Raw genomic sequence first — 18,412 nt, 5'->3', positions numbered from 1 at the left:
AAATAAGCACTAACTAATATTCTTATGCTTTAAAAACTAGGAAACTTCAGATTTTAATAAGCCCTGCAATAAACCATTTAAGTTATGTACAAAATCAGCCGGATCATCCAACTGACCGCCTTCACTTAAAATAGCCTGATCAAACAGGATACGTGTTAAATCAGCAAAACGCTCATCATCTTGCTCATCTTTTAGACGTGTCACTAATGCGTGATCCGGATTAATTTCAAATACTGGCTTAGGAGCTCCCATACCCATCATGCTCATATCCTGACCCGCTTCTTTCATGATGCGTTCCATATTTAAGCTCATCGCATCTTGCTCAGAAACCAGACATGAAGGTGAAGCAGTCAAACGATGACTAGTACGCACATCGCCTACTTTATCACCTAATATTTCTTTGATTTGAGTAATCACAGACTCGAAATCTTTAGTTGCTTCTTCCTGTTCTTTTTTATCTTCTTCAGTATCAAATTTATCTAAATCTAACTGACCTTTGGCAACTGATTGTAATACTTTGCCATCAAAGTCATTCAGGTTAGATACCAACCACTCATCAACACGATCAGATAATAATAGAACTTCTATGCCTTTTTTGCGGAAAATTTCTAAATGCGGGCTGTTTTTAGCCGCAGTAAAACTATCTGCAGTAACATAATAAATTTTGTCCTGGTCTTCTTTCATACGTGAGATGTAATCTTCAAAAGAAACACCCTGCGCATCAGTGTCAGTATGAGTAGAAGCAAAACGTAATAATTTAGCTACACGCTCTTTGTTTTTATGATCTTCAATTGGGCCTTCTTTAATCACATTACCAAACTCAGACCAGAAGCTCGCGTATTTCTCTTTATCGTTTTTAGCGATATTTTCTAATAAACCTAGAACTTTTTTAACAGCACCCGCTTTAATGATGCTGATTTTTTTACTTTGCTGTAGAATTTCGCGTGAAACATTTAATGGCAATGAATCTGTATCAATCACACCACGAATAAAACGCAGGTAACGCGGCATTAACTGCTCGGCATCATCCATAATAAACACTTTACGTACATAAAGTTTTACGCCGTGCTTTGCATCTTTGTCCCACATATCAAAAGGTGCACGTGCAGGCACATATAACAACATAGTATATTCGTTGGTTCCTTCAACTTTACTATGTACGTGAGCTAAAGGATCTTGAAAATCATGTCCTACATGCTTGTAGAATTCGTTATAAGCTTCATCATCTAGCTCATCTTTAGATTTAGTCCACATAGCAGAAGCACTATTAACAGTTTCATCTTCTACTTTAGCTGCTTCGGTTTCATTACCTTCTTCATCCTTTACCGCTGGAATTTCTTTATCCATAATAATAGGCAAAGAAATATGATCAGAGAATTTTTTAACGACAGAACGTAAGCGATAATCATCCAGGAACTCTTTTTCAGCTTCTTTTAGATGTAAAACAACGTCTGTACCACGCCCTGCTTTTTCCACAGTTCCCAGAGTGTACTCACCTTCACCCGCTGATTCCCAGGTTACCGCTTCTGTTGAACCAGCCTTACGTGTTGTTAAAGTAACTTTATCAGCAACAATAAAAGCAGAATAGAAACCGACACCGAACTGACCAATCAATTCGCTGTCTTTTGCCTGGTCGCCAGTAAGTGAATCAAAAAACTGCTTAGTTCCTGATTTTGCAATAGTACCAATATGTTCCTGCACTTCTTCGCGCGTCATACCAATACCGTTATCACTGACTGTAATTGTCTTAGCGCCCCTATCAAACGCAATACGAATTTTCAGCTCACTATCACCGTCATAAAGCCCATCATTAGATAGCGCTTCAAAGCGAAGTTTGTCGGCAGCATCAGATGCATTGGAAATTAACTCGCGTAGAAAAATCTCTTTATTACTATATAAAGAGTGAATCATCAAATGTAATAAGTGCTTAACTTCTGTCTGAAATCCCAGCGTTTCTTTTTTTGCTTCAACGGTCATGGTACTTGTTTCTCCAAAATAATAGTAAATATCACTTCGATATAGGGGTAATTAATGCTTTTTTCAAGGGCTAAAGAAAATATGCACAGCACAAACCACTCTTTTTTATCTTATTACTGATGTTTTCAGATAAGATTTATTGTTAAATGTCTGCATAACGATCAATAACAATCGCATAATGTCTATCCAGAACTGAGGAAATATACTTTTTATGAATGAACTAGAAGAAAGAGGTGTAAGGAATAAGCCGAGCAACGGGTTTTCCATGGCGGGCAATAATAACATCCTCACCGGCTTCTATTTGTTCAAGTAATTGTGATAAGTGCGTTTTAGCTTCGTGTATATTCATTTGTAACATAGGTGTTCCTCATGGTTAGCTAAACTTAGTTTAGTTATATTTTGGAGCTATAACAAGCCTAGTTAGTGATTTTTTGCATTTTATTTTCCTTGAGATCAACCTATAGAGTGGTTCATTTTTGGGTTATGACAAATAAGGCCGCTTTTTGCGGCTTTTTTTGTTTATGCACTATTTGATAAACCTAGAAAAATCAGTTAAACGCGAGTTTATAGTGCAAGGTGTTGCTTTTACAGTGCTTTAAAAAAATCTTAGCTTCACCCATAGGTTAAGCGGGCATTTTTTTGAAGTGATGTGGAATCAATAACTTGTGCTAGAAACCGTGGGCAACTGATTTTTCTAGGATAAAGGGATACAATGCATCATTTTGTCTAGTTCAGGTAAAATAAGGCTACTCAAGTACAAGGTGATGCAATATGAAAAGACGTGATTTTATTAATAAGGCAGGCGTTGGTGCGGTAGCAGCTGGTGGGGCGTTGCTTGCTCCGGGTGTTGTGCATGCAAAAGCAAAGTATAAGTGGAAAATGGTTACTGCCTGGCCTAAGAACTTCCCTGGATTAGGGACTGGTGCAAATCTTTTAGCCAAGAACATTAATGAGATGAGCGGTGGTCGTATTAAGGTGAAGGTCTATGGTGCGAATGAGCTAGTGCCTGCCTTTGAAGTCTTTGATGCGGTATCCAAAGGAACTGCACAAATGGGCCACTCGGGTGCTTATTACTGGAAGGGCAAGAATGCAGCAACGCAGTTTTTTTCTTCTGTACCCTTTGGCTTAACCGCTCAGGAAATGAATGCCTGGTTATATTATGGTGGTGGTATGGAGCTATGGCGCGAGCTTTACGAGCCGTTTAATCTAATCCCAGCCGCAGCAGGTAATTCGGGTGTGCAAATGGCGGGCTGGTTTAATCGGGAAATTAAAACTATTGAAGATTTAAAAGGCCTGAAAATGCGTATGCCAGGCTTAGGTGGCGAGGTGTTGCGTAGAGCGGGTGGAACTACAGTGAATATACCGGGTGGTGAGCTATTTACCTCTTTACAATCAGGTGCGTTAGATGCCACTGAATGGGTAGGGCCTTATAATGATCTGGCATTTGGCTTTTATAAAGTAGCCAAATACTATTATTACCCAGGTTGGCATGAGCCTGGCTCTACGATGGAAGCGATGATTAATAAGCAGGCATTTAGTGAGTTACCTGATGACTTGCAGAGCATTGTTATGACAGCTTGTAAGGCGGTTAATATGGATATGCTTGCTGATTACACGGCGAAAAATAATCAGGCACTGGATACTTTAGTTAATAAACACGGAGTTAAGTTGATGCCGTTGCCTGATGATGTGCTTAGGAAATTAAAGCAGATTTCAGAAGAAGTAGTGCTTGAGTTGGCGAATAAAGATCCGATGAGTATGAAAATTTATACTTCATTTAGCCAGTTTAGAGCGCAGGTCTCGCAGTGGAGTACTTTGTCCGAGCAGGCATTTTTAAAGGCGCGGGCTTTGGTGTAGGGTGGACTTTAGTCCGCTCTACGTGCCGCTGTGGTTTTTGTTGTCACAGTGTTGCTGTATAATACCGCGATTAAAGTTTTTAATTGTTGTTAAAAGTAACTTTACTGGAAAAATTGTTACTATATAGCAGCTTTAGTGGAAAAGAATAATATGCATGCAGTAGTAGAAAAAGTCACTCAGCAAATCATTGAGCGTAGCCATGTGGTACGTACTCTTTATTTAAAACATATAGATAAAGCGGCTGAACAGGGTTCTCATCGGGCGACTCTTGCGTGTGGTAATCTGGCACATGGTTTTGCTGCGTGTAATACAGGTGATAAAGCTGATTTAGCAAGCGATAAAAAGCCAAATATTGCGATTATCACGTCGTATAATGATATGTTATCCGCACATGAGCCATATAAAGATTCTCCGGATTTAATTAAAGCAGCGATTAAGGCGGCGGGTGGTGTTGCTCAGGTTGCGGGCGGTGTACCTGCAATGTGTGATGGTGTCACTCAAGGCCAGCCAGGGATGGAGTTGTCACTCTTTAGTCGTGATGTGATTGCGATGTCTACTGCGATCAGCCTAAGCCATAATATGTTTGATGGTGGCCTTTATTTAGGTGTTTGTGACAAGATTGTTCCCGGCTTATTGTTAGGGGCATTGAGCTTTGGACATTTGCCTGCTGTTTTTGTACCCTCTGGTCCAATGCCTAGTGGTATCAGTAATAAAGAAAAAGCACGTACCCGTCAGAAATATGCGGAAGGAAAAATTGGCCGTAAAGAACTATTAGAATCTGAATCTAAATCCTATCATAGCCCTGGAACCTGTACTTTCTATGGTACAGCAAATAGTAACCAGATGATGGTTGAGATAATGGGGCTGCATCTTCCCGGTAGTTCATTTATTAATCCTTATACGCCATTAAGAGATGAATTAACCAAAGCGGCGGCTGAGCAAGTATTAAAATTTACTGCGATGGGGGATGATTATCGTCCTTTAGGACGTGTGATTGATGAAAAAGCTATTGTGAATGCCATAGTGGGTTTATTGGCAACCGGTGGATCAACGAATCATACTATGCATATCGTCGCTATTGCACGGGCGGCGGGTATTGACGTTAACTGGGATGATTTTAATGAGCTATCACATGCAATACCGTTATTAACCAAAGTTTACCCTAATGGCCCTGCAGATATTAACCATTTTCAGGCGGCTGGTGGTATGAGTGTCTTGATCGCTGAATTATTAAGAGGTGGCTTTTTACACGAAGATGTTTTAACTGTTGGTGATAAACGAGGGTTGGCGGGGTATTCTCAAGAGCCTAAACTGGATAATGGTCAGTTGCTTTGGGAAGAAGGGCCGGAAGCCTCTTTAGACCCTGAAGTAATCGGTTCGCTAGAAAAACCTTTTGCTGTTGGTGGTGGTCTGCATGTCATGCATGGTAATTTAGGACGTGGTATCTCTAAAGTTTCTGCTGTTGCTGAGAAACATCAAGTAGTTGAAGCGCCTGCTTTAGTATTCGATGATCAGGATGATGTGGTGGCTGCTTTTCACCGGGGTGAGCTTGAACGTGACTTTATTATTGTGTTACGTTTCCAGGGGCCTAAATCTAATGGTATGCCTGAATTACATAAGTTGACTCCATTGTTAGGTTTATTGCAGGATAAAGGTTTTAAAGTAGCTATTGTTACTGATGGACGTATGTCGGGAGCCTCAGGAAAAGTTCCTTCAGCTATTCATATGTGCCCTGAGTGTGAAGATGGTGGCCCATTAGCTAAAGTACGTACGGGTGACGTCATTAATTTGAACACTCAGACTGGTGAGGTAAATGCGTTAGTTGATGCTGCTGAATTTAAAGCACGTAAAGCAGAGCCTAACAGTGCGCAGGATCATCATTGGGGTATGGGGCGAGAAATGTTTGGCGCATTTCGTGTTGGTGCTTCATCTGCTCAAACCGGTGCGACTAATTTATTTGACGAAGATAATCTTTATTGTCGCGTTAATCGGACATAGAGGTAGGGCGTGGCTTTAGCCCGCCTTTAATAGACTTTTGGTAATGGCGGGCTAAAGTCACGCCCTACTTATACACATAAACTAAATATGACGATTAATAACTGGAAAGTTAAACCCTCTGAAGTCTTAAATGCATCGCCTGTTATGCCGGTAATGGTAATTCAAGATGTAGCTGATGCAGTGCCTTTGGCGCGTGCGTTAATGGCCGGTGGCATCAAGGTATTGGAAATTACTTTGCGTACAGAGGCTGCAATGGACTCAATTAAAGCCATTAGCGAGGAAGTTGAAGGCGCGTATGTGGGGGCGGGGACGATTACGACACCAGAGCAATTGCAGGCAGTTGCTGATGCAGGTGCAGTATTTGCCATTAGCCCAGGATTGACTCCTAAACTGTTAGCCGCTGCTAACCAAAGTGAGATTGCCCTGATTCCTGGTATTGCTTCGGTTTCTGAACTGATGTTAGGCATGGAATATGGCCTGGATCATTTTAAATTCTTTCCGGCTGAAGCGGCCGGTGGCATTCCCATGTTAAAAGGGATTGCAGGTCCTATTCCACAGATTACTTTTTGCCCTACGGGGGGAATCTCGCCAAGTAACTATAATGATTATCTGGCACTTAAAAATGTAGCCTGTGTCGGTGGCTCGTGGTTAGTGCCAGCTGATGCCGTTAAGAATAAGGATTGGGATAAAGTAACGGCATTGGCTAAAGAAGCTGTTGCCAATGCAAAAAGGTAATTAATTAAAGGTATGGCTTATTGTCTTCCGTTGATACCCAAATATGAATATATTCATATTTGGGTATCAGTATGTTTTGTAGGTTGGGTTAGATTTTTTTGCGAAGCAATAAAAACGTAACCCAGCAAGACTAAGCTAACCCCTGCGAAGATTAATTTGATTTATGATAGTTTATTATTCCCATGCAACGTATGGGAACCAGAAAAAAAAGAGTTTTTACAGTGCCGTCTAGTGGCACAACACAAAAATCGCAGGAGTATGGGATGAGTAATGGTTTGAATGCCAATATGTTAGATCAGCTTGATATAGATCCAGAAGAAACACAAGAATGGCTGGAAGCATTAGGCGCTATTCAAGAGCAAGACGGTAGTGAGCGTGTCCAGTTTATTATTGGGCAACTGGTCGAAATGGCAAGACAATCAGGGACGGGCATTCCTTTTAGTGCTAATACCGCTTATATCAATACTATTCCTGTTGAACAACAACCAAAGTTTCCTGGAATGACCACCATTGAGCGTAAAATTCGTGCCTATGTGCGCTGGAATGCGATGATGATGGTATTAAGGGCGAATAAAAGTACTAATGTTGGTGGGCATATTGCCAGTTTTGCTTCTGCTGCAACTTTATACGATGTTGGGCATAATCATTTCTGGCATGCTGCAACCGATGAGCGTGGTGCTGATATGGTTTTCGTGCAAGGGCATTCTTGCCCCGGGGATTATGCGCGGGCTTATTTATTAGGTCGGTTTAATGATGAAAAAATGGATCAGTTCCGCCAGGAAGTCGGTGGTAATGGTTTGTCTTCCTATCCGCACCCTTGGTTAATGCCTGATTTCTGGCAATTTCCAACGGTTTCTATGGGGTTGGGGCCGATTATGGCGATTTATCAGGCACGTTTTATGCGCTATATGCATGCACGAGGCCTTGCTAAAACAGATGACCGTAAAGTCTGGGCTTTCCTGGGTGATGGTGAGACAGATGAGCCAGAAACACTGGGTGCGATTACCATGGCTGGCCGTGAAAAGCTGGATAATCTGATTTTTGTGGTGAACTGTAATCTACAGCGCCTTGATGGCCCAGTGCGTGGTAATGGTAAAATTATTCAGGAATTAGAGGGTAGTTTTCGTGGTGCAGGCTGGAATGTTATCAAAGTTATCTGGGGCAGACACTGGGATGCACTGTTAGCTAAAGATAAAGAAGGCATAGTTATGAAGCGCATGATGGAATGTGTGGATGGCGACTATCAGACTTATAAGTCTAAAGATGGTGCTTATGTACGTAAGCATTTCTTTAATACACCTGAATTACAAGCTTTAGTTGTTGAATATACAGATAAGGATATCTGGACACTTAATCGCGGTGGACATGACCCGATTAAAGTCTTTTCAGCTTATTATGCTGCGAATGAACATGCTGGTCAACCTACTGTTATTCTAGCTAAAACCATTAAGGGTTATGGAATGGGAGACTCGGGTGAAGCGCAGAATACCAGCCATCAGCAGAAAAAGATGAGTTTACAATCGATCACTAGTATTCGTGATCGCTGGCAACTTCCAGTTACAGATAAAGAAATCGAAAGTTTGCCGTATTTGCAGTTTACGGAAGACTCAGAAGAATACAAATATATGCAACAGCGCCGAACAGATCTTGGTGGGCATATACCAGCGCGTAGACAAAAATCTGAAGCGCTGGAAATTCCTGAATTAAGTGCTTTTCAAGCGATACTGGATGGTACTAAAGAGGGAAGTAATATTTCGACTACCATGGCCTTTGTCAGAATTCTTAATATACTGGTCAAAGATAAAAAAATTGGTAAACGTATTGTGCCGATTGTGCCTGATGAGTCACGTACCTTTGGTATGGAAGGGATGTTCCGTCAGCTAGGTATCTGGTCACAGGTTGGTCAGTTGTATACTCCTCAGGATGCCGATCAGTTAATGTTCTATAAAGAAGATAAACAAGGTCAGGTCTTACAGGAAGGAATTAATGAAGCCGGTGGTTTATGTGACTGGATTGCTGCTGGAACGGCATACTCTACACATAATGTGCCGATGATCCCGTTCTTTATTTATTATTCAATGTTTGGTTTTCAGCGCGTTGGCGATTTGATATGGGCTGCGGCAGATCAACGTACACGCGGTTTCTTGCTGGGTGGAACAGCAGGAAGAACAACTCTGAATGGTGAAGGTTTACAGCATGAAGATGGTCATAGTCATTTAATGTCGGCAACGGTTCCTAACTGTATTTCTTATGATCCGACTTTCGGTTATGAATTAGCGGTGATTATTCAGGATGGTATGCGCCGTATGTATGTAGAGCAAGAGGATGTGTTCTATTATCTTACCGTTATGAATGAGAATTATGCTCAACCTGCGATACCTAAAGGGGCTGAACAGGATATCCTAAAAGGTATGTATCTGTTTCAATCGGGTATTAGTCGTAAGAAAGCACCTAAAGTACAATTATTAGGTTCGGGTACGATTTTTTGTGAAGTGATGCAAGCAGCAAGCTTGTTACAGGAAGACTGGGGTGTCGAAGCTGACCTTTGGAGCTGTACAAGTTTTACAGAATTGGCGCGAGATGGTGTAGCTTGTGAACGCTGGAATCGCTTACATCCAACAGAGAAAACGCAACTTTCTCATGTAGAAAAGAGTATCACTAAGGCTGATATTCCAGTGATTGCGGCAACCGATTATATTCGTGCCTTTGCCGAGCAAATTCGCCCCTTTATCAAAGCTGATTACACAGTATTAGGTACAGATGGATTTGGTCGATCTGATACGCGTGAAAAATTACGCAGTTTCTTTGAAGTAGACCGCTATCATATTACTATTGCAGCACTGAAAAGTCTGGCTGATAAAGGCGAGTTTGACGCTGCGAAAATAGATAAGGCAATTAAAAAATATAATATAGATGCAGCAATTATTGCGCCTTGGTTAATCTAACAGAAGAAGTTTATTATGACGCTATTAACAGAAGTAAAAGTGCCTGATGTCGGTGATGTCGCTGATATTGATGTCATTGAGGTATTAGTGAAAGTAGGCGATGTGGTCGAAGTAGAGCAAACATTAGCCGTGTTAGAAACAGATAAAGCCAGTATGGATTTACCATCGAGTGCGGCAGGTACAGTAAAATCGGTACATGTCAGTGTTGGTGATAAGGTTTCTGAAGGGGCGTTGGTGGTTATTTTAGAAGCTGCTGCGGCGGCAGAGATTTCTGATGTGCCTGTTGTTGAAAATGTCAAAATTGCTGCCCCTGATCAGGTTGAAACAGCCGCTGTTGTGGCGATGGCCGTGAGTATTATAGAAGTCAAAGTCCCGGATGTAGGGGATGTGGCTGATATTGATGTTATCGAAGTTTTAATTCAAACCGGCGATACGGTCACTAAAGAGCAGACACTTGCAGTTTTAGAGACAGATAAGGCAAGTATGGATTTGCCTTCGACGGAATCGGGTATTGTTAAAGATGTCTTTGTTAAGGTGGGTGATAAAGTTTCTGAAGGTGATTTGATTATTTCTTTGGAAGTACAATCAGCTGCAGCTGTTGAGGTTAGTCCTGAGCCGGTTAAAGAAGTAGCTAAATCAGCGACAGCCCCTGCAAATCAAGCAGTTACTTCCAGTCCAGCACCGAACGCTCCAGTTGCAAATCAATCAGGAAAGCCTGCTCATGCCAGCCCGAGTGTGCGTTTATTTGCACGTGAATTAGGTGTGGATATTAGCCAGGTGAATCAGGGTAGTGGCCGTAAAGGACGTCTTTTAAAAGAGGATGTTAAAAACTTTGTTAAAAAAGCGATGACATCAGGTGGGGCAGTGCAAGGTGGTGCGGGTATTCCGCCTATTCCTGCCGTTGATTTTAGCCAGTTTGGTGAGACGGAAGAGAAAAAACTAAGCAAAATTCAACGCCTGACAGGAAAGAATTTAAGTCGTGTCTGGTTGAATTTACCCTTAGTGACTTATCATGATGAAGCTGACATTACAGAGATGGAAGCCTTCCGTAAAGCGTTGAATGCAGATAAGACGGCTGATATTAAAGTGACGGGCTTAATATTTATCGTTAAAGCCTTAGTGGCTGCCATGCAGCAATTCCCAACGGTTAATAGTTCTTTGTCACCTGACGGTGAGTTTTTAATTCTGAAGAAATACTTTAATGTTGGTATTGCGGTAGATACACCGAATGGTCTGGTTGTTCCTGTGCTTAAAGATGTCGATAAAAAAGGCATTGCTGAATTAACGCGGGATTTATCAGAGCTGAGTGAAAAGGCGCGTAATGGTAAATTATTACCTTCAGATATGCGTGGTGGTTGTATTACGATTTCTAGTTTAGGCGGGATTGGTGGTAAAGCATTTACCCCGATTGTTAATGCGCCTGAAGTAGCTATATTAGGTGTTACTCGATCAGAAATGAAACCGGTATGGAATGGTTCTGAATTTGTGCCTAAACTTATGTTGCCACTTGATTTAACCTATGATCACCGAGTGATTGATGGGGCAGAAGGCGCGCGATTTATGTCAACATTGATTAAATACTTAGGCGATATTCGCCGCTTATTACTATAGGGAGATACGAATATGGCAGATATTATACATGCAGAAGTCCTGGTTTTAGGTGGTGGTCCTGGTGGTTATACAGCAGCGTTTCGTGCGGCAGATTTAGGCAAGCAGGTTGTTCTGGTTGAAAAATATCCGGTTTTAGGTGGAGTTTGTTTAAATGTCGGTTGTATTCCGTCTAAAGCCTTATTACATGTTGCGCAATTAGTACATGAGGCAGAGCATTTTGAGCAACATGGACTTAGTTTTGGTAAACCTGAGTTTGATTTAGATAAAATCAGATCCTGGAAAGAGGGCATTACCAATACTTTAACCGGCGGTTTGGCTCGATTGGCCAAGCAACGTAAAGTTCAAGTTGTACATGGTCTAGGTCAGTTTACCTCAGCGAACTCGATGGATGTTGATAGTGAATCCGGTACTCAAAAAATCACTTTTGATAATGCGATTATTGCCGCTGGTTCTCAGGTAAATAAAATCCCGGTATTTCCTAATGATGATCCACGCCTAATGGATTCAACTGATGCATTAAATATGCAGGATGTACCCAAAAAACTATTGATTGTTGGTGGTGGTATTATCGGTCTGGAAATGGCGACGGTTTATCATGCGCTAGGATCTGAAATCAGTGTCGTCGAGTTAATGGATCAGATTATCCCCGGCTGTGATAAAGATCTGGTAACACCTTTGCAACGCCGCATTAAAAAACAGTATAAAAATATCTGGCTAAAAACGAAAGTTGAAAGCATTGTTCCACAGGATGATGGGCTTAAAGTGACTTTTGGTGGTGATAAAGCACCTGAGGCTGAAGTCTTTGATAAAGTACTGGTTGCTATTGGGCGTAAGCCTAACGGTCTATTGATCGGCGCCGAGCATGCGGGTGTTAATGTTGATGAACGTGGTTTTATTGCGGTCGATAAACAACAAAAAACTAATGTGCCTCATATCTATGCTATCGGCGATATTGTTGGTAATCCTATGCTGGCGCATAAAGCAGTTTATGAAGGCAAGATTGCGGCAGAAGTAGTGGCTGGGCATAAATCAGGCTTTGATGCTCTAACGATTCCATCGGTTGCTTATACAGATCCTGAAATTGCATGGATGGGCTTAACTGAAAACCAGGCGAAAGAACAAGGGATTGCTTATGATAAAGGCGCATTCCCTTGGGCTGCTAGTGGACGGTCTTTGAGTCTGGATCGTAGTGAAGGTTTGACTAAGATGCTCTGTGATCCTGAAACAGGGCGTATTTTGGGCGCTGGTATGGTTGGGCCTAATGCAGGTGAACTCGTTGCTGAAGCAGTATTGGCTCTGGAAATGGGGGCTGATGCGGAAGACGTAGGCTTAAGTATTCATGCGCACCCAACTCTTTCTGAAACTTTTGCTTTCGCAGCGGAAATGGTAACTGGCACCATTACTGATCTGTATGTAAAAAAATAGTGTAGGTTGGATTAGATTATCTAGCGAAGCGTAGATCTAATCCAACCTACAATATGACCTCATTTATTTTTACTTCCCTAAACGTACAAATCATGCAAAAGCGATTGCTTGCTACTCTAATTTTAATCTCTCTATTTATTAGTCCTTTTGCGCAGGCTGAAATTAAGGATCAGGTGGCCGTTGATAAATTTATCAACAAAATGGTTGAACAACATGAGTTTGACCATGCTGAGTTGGTGACTTTATTTCAATCTGTAGAAGTAAAGCCAAAAATTATTGCGGCAATGACTCGCCCTGCCGAGGGGATGCCATGGTATAAATATCGTAAGATTTTTATTCGTGACTCACGCATACAGGGTGGTGTTAAATTCTGGCAGGATAATCTGATCAGTTTGACTACTATGCAAAAAATTTATGGTCTTCCTGAAGAAATTATTATTGCCATTATTGGTGTCGAAACTTTGTATGGTAAGCGTACCGGAGGGCACAGAGTTATTGATGCTTTAGCTACTCTTGGTTTCGAATATCCAAAACGAAGTGCTTTTTTTCTTAGTGAATTAGAACAATTTTTACTGTTATGCCGTGAAGAACAAATGAATCCTCTGGAGCCGGTTGGTTCTTATGCGGGGGCAATGGGTATGCCGCAATTTATGCCTAGTAGCTACCGTAATTTTGCCGCTGATTATGAGGGCGATGTAAAGCGTGATATCTGGAACAACCCATCTGATGCTATTGCTAGTGTAGCGAACTATTTTGTTAAGCATCATTGGCAGCCCGGTAAAGATATTGCATTTCCTGTAAAAGCAAAAGGTGAGCAATACAAACAGGCATTGAGTAAAGGCTTAAAGCCAGATATGAATGCAGCCCAACTTAAAGCTTTGCGTATCCAGTTACCTGAACAAATAGCGGATGATGAGCCTCTTAAATTATTAAGTTTCGAGCAACAAAAAGGGCAGGATCTTTGGGTAGGGTTAGAGAATTTTTATGTCATCACCCGATATAATCATAGTGCGCTTTATGCATTGGCTGTCTTACAATTAAGTCAGGCGATAAAGCAGCAATATATTATAACGACTAATGAATAAAGCCTGTTTAGTATTAGTAACTGCGTGGTTAAGCGCCTGTTCAGTTGGAGAAAAGCCCGAGTCATTGATCGTTGATGGTAGCCCGGAAAATATCACCATTGATATTTCTGTCATTCCGGATGCTGTACCACAATACGAACCCTGGTTGGCTTCGGTTAATCCTGAAAGCTATGAGGTTTTGGGAGAAACCTATCATGTATTATCCACTAATAAAGGCTATAGACAGCAGGGCATAGCCTCCTGGTATGGAACCAAGTTTCACCAGAAAAATACTGCGACAGGTGAAGCGTATGATATGTGGGCAATGACTGCGGCACATAAAACTCTGCCTATCCCAAGTTATGTGCAAGTAACTAATTTAGATAGCGTAGTATCATTGTCAGAGTGAATGATCGTGGACCTTTCCATGCGCATAGAATTATTGATTTATCTTTTGCCGCGGCTGTTAAACTAGGGCTTGATAAAGCAGGTACTGGTTTTGTTGATGTGTTAGCTATTCAACCGGGTGATGTTAATGCTGATACAAATACTACCTTGGTTAAAAAGATTTATTATCAAATAGGTGCATTTGCAACACTGGAAAATGCAGTTTTATTGCAAGAAAAAGTAACTGCAATGCAATTGACGAAAAGTAGAATCGTACCTAGTGAATTGTCAGGCAGTGGACTTTTTAAAGTCCAGATTGGACCTATCTCTTCAGTAACTGAAGCAGATGATATCAACGAAAAGCTAAAATCAATAGGTATAGTGACTGGTCATTATGTCTCTACAGGCCAGGAGTAAAAGAGCTTTAGAGATTATATAAAATACTAAAGTCAAGATGGGAAAAAGATTTTCGTACCTATTAGGCTTACATGTTTCCAGGGTGATGGGCACGTTGTCACTTTGCCTATCCAGTATGTATATACTCATTTATATGAGTAGTGCATGTAATATTTTTTTCAATTTATAGTTCAGATTCCTTGTTTATGTTCCCAAAAATACAGAAAAATTTATCAATCATTCTTTTTATTTTCTTATTATTACCCTTAACGCAAATCAGGGCAGAAAGTGAAATTCTAATTCCAGCTCCGCCCCGCCTGGCGGCGAGCAGTTACTTCCTACAGGATTTTGATAGTGGCAGAATTCTGGCTGAGAGAAATTCGGATGAAGTGCTACCACCGGCAAGTTTAACTAAAATAATGACTGTGTATATTGCTTTCCGTGAGTTAAGCAATAACCGGCTAAGTCTTGATGAAATGGTCACTATCAGTGAAAAAGCCTGGCGCACCCCCGGCTCTAAAATGTTTATTGAGGTCAATAAACAGGTTAAGGTCGAAGACTTGTTAAAAGGTATTATTATTCAATCAGGTAATGATGCCAGTGTTGCCATTGCGGAACATATTGCTGGTGATGAGCAGACCTTTGCAGAAATGATGAATCAGCAAGCGCAACGCTTAGGAATGCACAGCACACATTTTATGAATGCAACAGGTTTGCCAGTACCAAACCAGCATTATACGACGGCACGAGATTTAGCAGTTTTAACACGCGCTGTTATTAAGGAGTTTCCTGAATACTATCGCTGGGACTCAGAAAAAGAATTTACTTATAATAAAATTACGCAAAAAAATCGTAATACTTTATTATGGCGCGATGAGTCTGTTGATGGTGTAAAAACAGGCCATACAGAAGAGGCGGGATATTGTTTGATTGCTTCTGCGAAACGACAACAAATGCGCTTAATTTCAGTGGTTTTAGGGACAAAAAGTAAAAGTGCCCGTGCTAATGAAAGCCAGACTTTACTGAGCTATGGTTTCCGCTTTTTTGAAACACATAAATTATATGATGCGAATACTGAGTTAACATCTGGTAGAGTCTGGAAGGGTGCTAGTGAAATAGTTAGCCTGGGTGTTGCTGAAGATTTATACGTGACCATATCTAGGCGCCATTATAAGGAAATGAAAGCGGCGACAAGCGTAGATGTGACAATAATGGCGCCTGTACAACAGGGTGATCAGCTTGGGGTAGTCAACGTTACTTTACGTGACAAAACTATCAGATCCATGCCTTTAGTTGCATTAAATGCTGTGGAAAAAGGCAGTTTTTTCCAGAGAGCTTATGATTCAGCCTTAATGCTAATTAAATAAAACCATGCAAGATAAAATTGTATATTTAAATGGTGAGTATTTGCCTTTATCTAAAGCAAAAATTTCAGTATTAGACCGGGGTTTTTTATTTGGTGATGGTGTTTATGAAGTTATTCCTGCCTATTTTGGTCAATTATTTTGCCTGGAAGCGCACTTACAACGATTAAACAATAGCCTGCATGGAATACGCTTGCCTATTTCTCTGGATACAAAGCAATGGCTGGAAATTTTACAGCCGCTATTAATCGAAGGTGATGCGCAATATATTTATTTGCAAATAACGCGAGGTGTTGCCGATAAAAGAGATCATGCATTTCCTGAGCAATGTGAGCCAACTATTTTTGCTATGTGCTCTGAGATTGTTCCTTTTGCACGCGATAAAGGTGTGCAGGCAATAACTCTGGATGATATGCGCTGGCAGTTATGCAATATAAAAGCAACCACTTTACTGGCAAATATATTATTACGCCAGCAAGCAGTCGATAATGCATGTGCAGAAGCTATTCTGATAAAAGATGGCTATGCCACAGAAGGAGCGGCAAGCAATATTTTTGCCGTGATTGATGGCGTGTTAGTGACCCCGATTAATAGCAATGAAATCTTACCCGGTATCACTCGGGACGTTATTATAGACTTAGCTAAAGTTAATGGTATAAGTTTGCGCGAAGATGTTATTTCATTAGCTGCTTTGCAATCAGCCAGTGAAATCTGGTTGACTAGTTCTACCCGGGAAATTTTACCGGTTACCAGTCTGGATAATAAACCCGTGGGTAATGGACAGGTAGGACCGGTATGGCAAACCATGCAGAAATTATTTCAAGAGTATAAAGGGGCTATATCATGACCGAGCTAGAACATGAATCGCCCTTTAAGTTTCCCTGCCAGTTTCCGATCAAAGCAATGGGTAAAAATATCCCTGATCTGGATGCAATCATCGTGGCACTTGTGCGTCGGCATGTAGATAATTTAAGTGAAAATGCAGTCAGAACACGACTTAGTAAAGGTGGGAAATTCATCGCCATTACAGTGGAAGTTGAAGCGCAAAGCAAGGCGCAACTGGATGCTATCTATACGGACTTAAATGCCTGTCCGCATATAACAATGACACTGTAACTTGCTCTTGAACAGGCAGTGGCTACCATTCGGTAGCCACTGCGCTTTAGCAAATATTTGACTCTTAGCCATTAAGAAAGGTAACCGTTCAGACACTATCCAAGGTGGAACTTCAAGTGCTTTGGAGCTTAGCAATTGCTGTTTCGAAAATAGCTACAGCGTGTTACTCCTTCGCTTAGATGGATGGCTAGATACGGGAAGTAATTGATTTACACTTTAGTGAGTTTTGTATATACTTTTAGTTCATACCTTTACTGTAAAGAGAAAATAATGCTACAAGGCTCAATTTTTGTAAATAATAAAACACAGGCGGTTCGCTTGCCTGTTGACGCGCGATTTGATGAAAGCGTGAAGCGGGTCGTGATTCGTAAGGTCGGCAAAGAGCGAATTTTAAGTCCTATTGAAAATACCTGGGATAGCTTCTTTTTAAGTGATAATAAAGTCAGTGATGACTTTTTAACAAAAAGAGCTGAACAAACCGAATCAATTCGTGAGTCATTTTAATGCTGAAATACATGCTTGATACTAATATTGTGATTTACGTTATTAGGCGTCGTCCTTTAGAAGCTGAAGTTTCCCAATAATTATTTATGGTAAAATTGAAACTATGCTACAACTATATGAAAAAAATAGTCTTTTCATTCGTTTCAAATGCTATTGCCTAAGGGGAATTAAGTAGGGGTTTGCTATAAACATGGCAAAACCACCTAAAATAAACCTCGATACATCAGCATTGTGTATTTCAGCTACTCAATAATTGGGAAACTTCAGCTTTAGAAGTATTAGCAACATTTAATCAACATGCTGGTCATATGTGTATTTCTAGTATTACCTTAGCCGAGTTATTACATGGCGTTGAAAAAAGTGCACAGCCAGCACATAACTTACGTCAAGTTGAAAATTTTGTGTCGCGGTTAGATGTTGTGGAGTACGGTAGTAAAGCAGCTGAGCATTATGGAAATATTCGCGCCGTGTTAGAAAAGCATGGCCAAACTATCGGCGTGAATGATATACATATTGCAGGACATGCACGTAGCGAAGGCTTGATTTTAGTGACTAATAATTTAAAAGAATTTGAGCGAGTTGAAGCGTTACGTCTGGATAACTGGGTATAAAAAATAAAGAGAGTAACTGTGTTTGATAAAAATCAGTATGTCATTTGTAGTGATTGCCCGGCGGCAAGGGAATTGTTGCTTTATTTCAAGGGTTAATTGCCAGAAAATAGGGTGTCTTTTAGGTATTGATAGAAGAGCTCTCCCGGTTTTACGCGAGATGAAGAAGGCAAGCTATAGAGATTATAACTCACACAACTGCTCAAGTTGTCTAATATGCCCCATTTTAAATACTCCCACTTCAACCATAGCAACAATTGTTTCACCTACACTTAAGTCCAACTGTTTATCATGAATGTATTGATTAATTAATAAGAATATCGTAAAGATAAATATGTTCACCAAAAAGAGTAGTGTCGTTTAATTCTTGCCCGCCATGGTTCTGTCGCAAGAACTTATTATGACGGTAAAGATTGGTCATAACC

16 protein-coding genes are annotated in these 18,412 nt (G+C 40.8%); 14 read left to right on the top strand and 2 right to left on the bottom strand.

The genetic code is table 11. The annotated features are described in order from the left end of the window. Positions 1–36: 36 nt before the first annotated feature. Both htpG and CDZ78_RS14770 read right to left on the bottom strand, forming a co-directional pair. The gene (gene htpG, locus CDZ78_RS14775; protein WP_087870697.1) at positions 37–1,977 is read right to left on the bottom strand and encodes a molecular chaperone HtpG; all 1,941 of its coding nucleotides are present in this window, start codon (positions 1,975–1,977) and stop codon (positions 37–39) included. Positions 1,978–2,197: 220 nt separating this feature from the next. Then, on the bottom strand, positions 2,198–2,335 hold the full coding sequence (locus tag CDZ78_RS14770; RefSeq protein ID WP_087870696.1) for a type II toxin-antitoxin system Phd/YefM family antitoxin: 138 nt from the start codon (positions 2,333–2,335) through the stop codon (positions 2,198–2,200). 413 nt (positions 2,336–2,748) lie between these two features. Between CDZ78_RS14770 and CDZ78_RS14765 the strand changes: the two genes are divergently transcribed. The 14 genes from CDZ78_RS14765 to CDZ78_RS14700 all read left to right on the top strand — a co-directional run bounded on the left by CDZ78_RS14765 (position 2,749) and on the right by CDZ78_RS14700 (position 17,990). Continuing rightward, complete coding sequence (locus CDZ78_RS14765) at positions 2,749–3,834, top strand: TRAP transporter substrate-binding protein (RefSeq protein ID WP_087870695.1); 1,086 nt, start codon at positions 2,749–2,751, stop codon at positions 3,832–3,834. A gap of 150 nt (positions 3,835–3,984) precedes the next feature. Continuing rightward, on the top strand, positions 3,985–5,832 hold the full coding sequence (edd, locus tag CDZ78_RS14760; protein ID WP_087870694.1) for a phosphogluconate dehydratase: 1,848 nt from the start codon (positions 3,985–3,987) through the stop codon (positions 5,830–5,832). An 87-nt stretch (positions 5,833–5,919) separates the two neighbouring features. Then, complete coding sequence (locus CDZ78_RS14755; RefSeq protein ID WP_087870693.1) at positions 5,920–6,567, top strand: bifunctional 4-hydroxy-2-oxoglutarate aldolase/2-dehydro-3-deoxy-phosphogluconate aldolase; 648 nt, start codon at positions 5,920–5,922, stop codon at positions 6,565–6,567. Between the two features lie 263 nt (positions 6,568–6,830). Further along, positions 6,831–9,512, top strand: coding sequence for a pyruvate dehydrogenase (acetyl-transferring), homodimeric type (gene aceE, locus CDZ78_RS14750; RefSeq protein ID WP_087870692.1), 2,682 nt, complete (start codon positions 6,831–6,833; stop codon positions 9,510–9,512). 15 nt (positions 9,513–9,527) lie between these two features. Beyond that, positions 9,528–11,123: a dihydrolipoyllysine-residue acetyltransferase gene (aceF, locus tag CDZ78_RS14745; RefSeq protein WP_087870691.1), complete on the top strand. Its 1,596-nt coding sequence runs from the start codon at positions 9,528–9,530 to the stop codon at positions 11,121–11,123. A gap of 12 nt (positions 11,124–11,135) precedes the next feature. Continuing rightward, positions 11,136–12,548, top strand: a complete 1,413-nt coding sequence (lpdA, locus tag CDZ78_RS14740; protein WP_087870690.1) for a dihydrolipoyl dehydrogenase — start codon at positions 11,136–11,138, stop codon at positions 12,546–12,548. A 53-nt stretch (positions 12,549–12,601) separates the two neighbouring features. Further along, positions 12,602–13,633 carry a lytic murein transglycosylase B gene (gene mltB / locus CDZ78_RS14735; protein WP_230991063.1) on the top strand — a complete coding sequence of 344 codons (1,032 nt, stop codon included), beginning with the start codon at positions 12,602–12,604 and terminating at the stop codon, positions 13,631–13,633. Continuing rightward, positions 13,626–14,021, top strand: a complete 396-nt coding sequence (locus CDZ78_RS14730; protein ID WP_087870689.1) for a septal ring lytic transglycosylase RlpA family protein — start codon at positions 13,626–13,628, stop codon at positions 14,019–14,021. The genes mltB and CDZ78_RS14730 overlap by 8 nt, the downstream gene beginning before the upstream one ends. Then, complete coding sequence (locus CDZ78_RS14725; protein ID WP_147882872.1) at positions 14,018–14,416, top strand: SPOR domain-containing protein; 399 nt, start codon at positions 14,018–14,020, stop codon at positions 14,414–14,416. Before CDZ78_RS14730 ends, CDZ78_RS14725 begins: the two co-directional genes overlap by 4 nt. 185 nt (positions 14,417–14,601) lie before the next feature. Continuing rightward, entirely contained in the window at positions 14,602–15,762 is a 1,161-nt protein-coding gene (locus tag CDZ78_RS14720) for a D-alanyl-D-alanine carboxypeptidase family protein (protein WP_087870687.1), read from the top strand. 4 nt (positions 15,763–15,766) lie between these two features. Continuing rightward, positions 15,767–16,606, top strand: a complete 840-nt coding sequence (locus CDZ78_RS14715) for a D-amino acid aminotransferase (protein ID WP_087870686.1) — start codon at positions 15,767–15,769, stop codon at positions 16,604–16,606. Beyond that, on the top strand, positions 16,603–16,875 hold the full coding sequence (locus tag CDZ78_RS14710; RefSeq protein WP_087870685.1) for a YbeD family protein: 273 nt from the start codon (positions 16,603–16,605) through the stop codon (positions 16,873–16,875). Before CDZ78_RS14715 ends, CDZ78_RS14710 begins: the two co-directional genes overlap by 4 nt. Positions 16,876–17,145: 270 nt before the next feature. Further along, positions 17,146–17,379, top strand: a complete 234-nt coding sequence (gene vapB, locus CDZ78_RS14705; RefSeq protein WP_087870684.1) for a type II toxin-antitoxin system VapB family antitoxin — start codon at positions 17,146–17,148, stop codon at positions 17,377–17,379. A gap of 218 nt (positions 17,380–17,597) precedes the next feature. Beyond that, positions 17,598–17,990: a type II toxin-antitoxin system VapC family toxin gene (locus tag CDZ78_RS14700; protein ID WP_230991066.1), complete on the top strand. Its 393-nt coding sequence runs from the start codon at positions 17,598–17,600 to the stop codon at positions 17,988–17,990. Positions 17,991–18,412 lie beyond the last annotated feature (422 nt).

Source organism: Bathymodiolus platifrons methanotrophic gill symbiont (assembly GCF_002189065.1).
Taxonomy (GTDB): Bacteria; Pseudomonadota; Gammaproteobacteria; order Methylococcales; family Methylomonadaceae; genus Methyloprofundus.
This window is presented reverse-complemented; position numbering and strand designations above follow the sequence as displayed.